The sequence below is a fragment of the Flavobacterium glaciei genome (assembly GCF_003350545.1).
Lineage (GTDB): Bacteria > Bacteroidota > Bacteroidia > Flavobacteriales > Flavobacteriaceae > Flavobacterium > Flavobacterium glaciei.
Genome location: NZ_QQBA01000036.1, coordinates 1 through 2,147, shown reverse-complemented (window position 1 = coordinate 2,147; position 2,147 = coordinate 1). Strand labels below are relative to the sequence as shown.

The following is a 2,147-nucleotide window of genomic DNA, read 5'->3' as shown; positions in this document are numbered from 1 at the left end:
TTATAGTGTCTTCTAAACTTGAAAAACGCAGTTGTTGACGGGAAATACCTGTGATGTGTTGCATGATTAAAAATACGAAAAATCTTCTTTTTATTCTAGTATTTTGTTATATTTGAAAATAATACAGCGGAGGTTTTTTCACAGACTGACGTTAGTGGCAATGCTTGAAAAAACGATACAACGAAATAAATTAAACATATAAAATAAAATGACATTATTACTTACTTATCTTTTTATAGCATTATTTACATCTTTTATATGCTCTATTATGGAAGCGGTTTTGCTTTCTACGCCTGTATCTTATTTAAAATCAAAACTTGAAAATGGAGACAAAAGTGCAGAGAGTATGCTGAAACTCAAAGAAGATATAGACAAACCACTTTCAGCTATTTTATCACTCAACACTGTGGCTCACACTGTAGGAGCAGCAGGAGTAGGTGCTCAAGCAACTATAGTTTTTGGCGAAGCATCTTTTGGAATTGTTTCAGCAGTATTGACTATTTTGATTTTAGTACTTACCGAGATTATTCCCAAAACTTTAGGAGCTAATTACAGCAAAGAATTAGTAGGAATATCCGCCAAAGTAATAAAAGGAATGATTTTCATTACCTATCCATTGGTATGGCTTTCTTCAATAATGACTAAAATGTTGGCGAGAGAAAAATCAGAACTTACAACAAGTAGAGAAGAAATCTCTGCTTTGGCAAGTATCGGTACTCAAGAGGGGATTTTTGCAGATAAAGAAAATAAGATTATTCAAAATTTAATTAAACTAAAAAGTTTAAAAATTAAAGAAGTAATGACTCCACGTATTGTAGTTGTAACTGCTAACGAGGAAATGACTTTAGAAGAGTTCTTGAAAAACAAAGAATTTCTTCATTTTTCAAGAATTCCTATTTTTAAAGAAAACAGAGATAATATTACAGGCTATATTTTTAGAGAATTAGTTTTTGAAAAATTAGCAGAAGACCAATTTAATTTAAAGTTAAAAGATATAAAAAGAGAAATAATACATTTCCCAGAAAATATGACACTTTTTGACGCGTGGGAAGAAATGCTTCAGAAAAAAGAGCATATATCATTAATTACAGATGAATATGGAGGAATGGATGGTATTACAACATTAGAGGATATTATAGAATCTCTCCTTGGATTTGAAATTGTAGATGAAAAAGATAGAGTAGAAGATATGCAACAATATGCCGTAAAAAGATGGCAAGAGAAGCAGAAAAAATACGAACTTTTGAAGAATGACAAATAGCACAGCCACTAACAGCACCTACACACAAGTGGGGGTTACGTGCTTCTATGAAAGTGAAGTGCTAAATCCAAGTTCAGTGCTTTTAGTGAAGTTCAGTGCTGAAAATCCCCGCCTTCGCAAATATGAGAAACGTTAGCAAACATTTCCCGAAATCGCTAGAAACAAACTGCAAATGAGAGATTATCCTAAAGAACTTTTATCAAATCTGGAAGCATTATTTATTGCAGAAAATAATATTGCAGAAATTATACAGAAAACTGGCTTAAGGTTTTCAACAAATAAAATGACAGCAGACTTGGGAGAATTTTATGCTCATAAAGCTTTGACTAGTATTGAGAATTTGTTTGAGTTAATTACTCCACAACTTGCTTCAAATGCAGAGTTTGACTTATTAGGAGTTTTATCGGCGAATTCAGTTTTGTCTGAAAAATTTAACTCAAAAGAAATAAGAATTGAAGTGAAAACCAGGCGAGCTCAAGAAGGCGTAAAATATTTGGGGAGTGTAAAGCCTCAAAAATTTGATATTTTATGCGTTGTTGATATGGCTAAAAATTATTCATTAAATAAAGTTCATTTGGTTACAACTGAAACGGCAGAAAAATTTCTCGACAGAAAATACAATCGTCTAATATTTAGCGAAAAGATGGCGTTTATGACATTGGAATAAGAAACGTTTGCTAACAGCGGTTTTGCGCCATAGCTGGTTTTATCTTTCTTGGAAAATACTCTGAACATCACAATTTCTTATTACATTTATTCTTAACTTGCCGCTACGGCGCAAAGCCGCGGAACGTCAGGCTGTGAAAAAACCCCGTTTTCATTTCTTTTTTACCTTATAGAACTGCTATAAACTGGTTCTAGGCTAAGCTAATTTTTGAGGTTCTTT

At 32.5% G+C, this 2,147-nt stretch carries 2 protein-coding genes; both read left to right on the top strand.

Features of this window, described 5'->3' with window-relative positions:
• Positions 1–208: 208 nt before the first annotated feature.
• A complete protein-coding gene (locus DFR66_RS13745) occupies positions 209–1,261 on the top strand; it encodes a CNNM domain-containing protein (protein WP_114755385.1) in 1,053 nt (350 codons plus the stop codon).
• A gap of 172 nt (positions 1,262–1,433) precedes the next feature.
• Positions 1,434–1,928 (top strand): hypothetical protein, encoded by a 495-nt coding sequence (locus tag DFR66_RS13740; RefSeq protein WP_114755384.1) that lies wholly within the window; start codon positions 1,434–1,436, stop codon positions 1,926–1,928.
• Positions 1,929–2,147: the final 219 nt, after the last annotated feature.

Bases quoted from the DNA above. Each gene is read 5' to 3' on its own strand.
- DFR66_RS13745 (WP_114755385.1), top strand. From the start codon at position 209: ATGACATTATTACTTACTTATCTTTTTATAGCATTATTTACATCTTTT.
- DFR66_RS13740 (WP_114755384.1), top strand. From the start codon at position 1,434: ATGAGAGATTATCCTAAAGAACTTTTATCAAATCTGGAAGCATTATTT.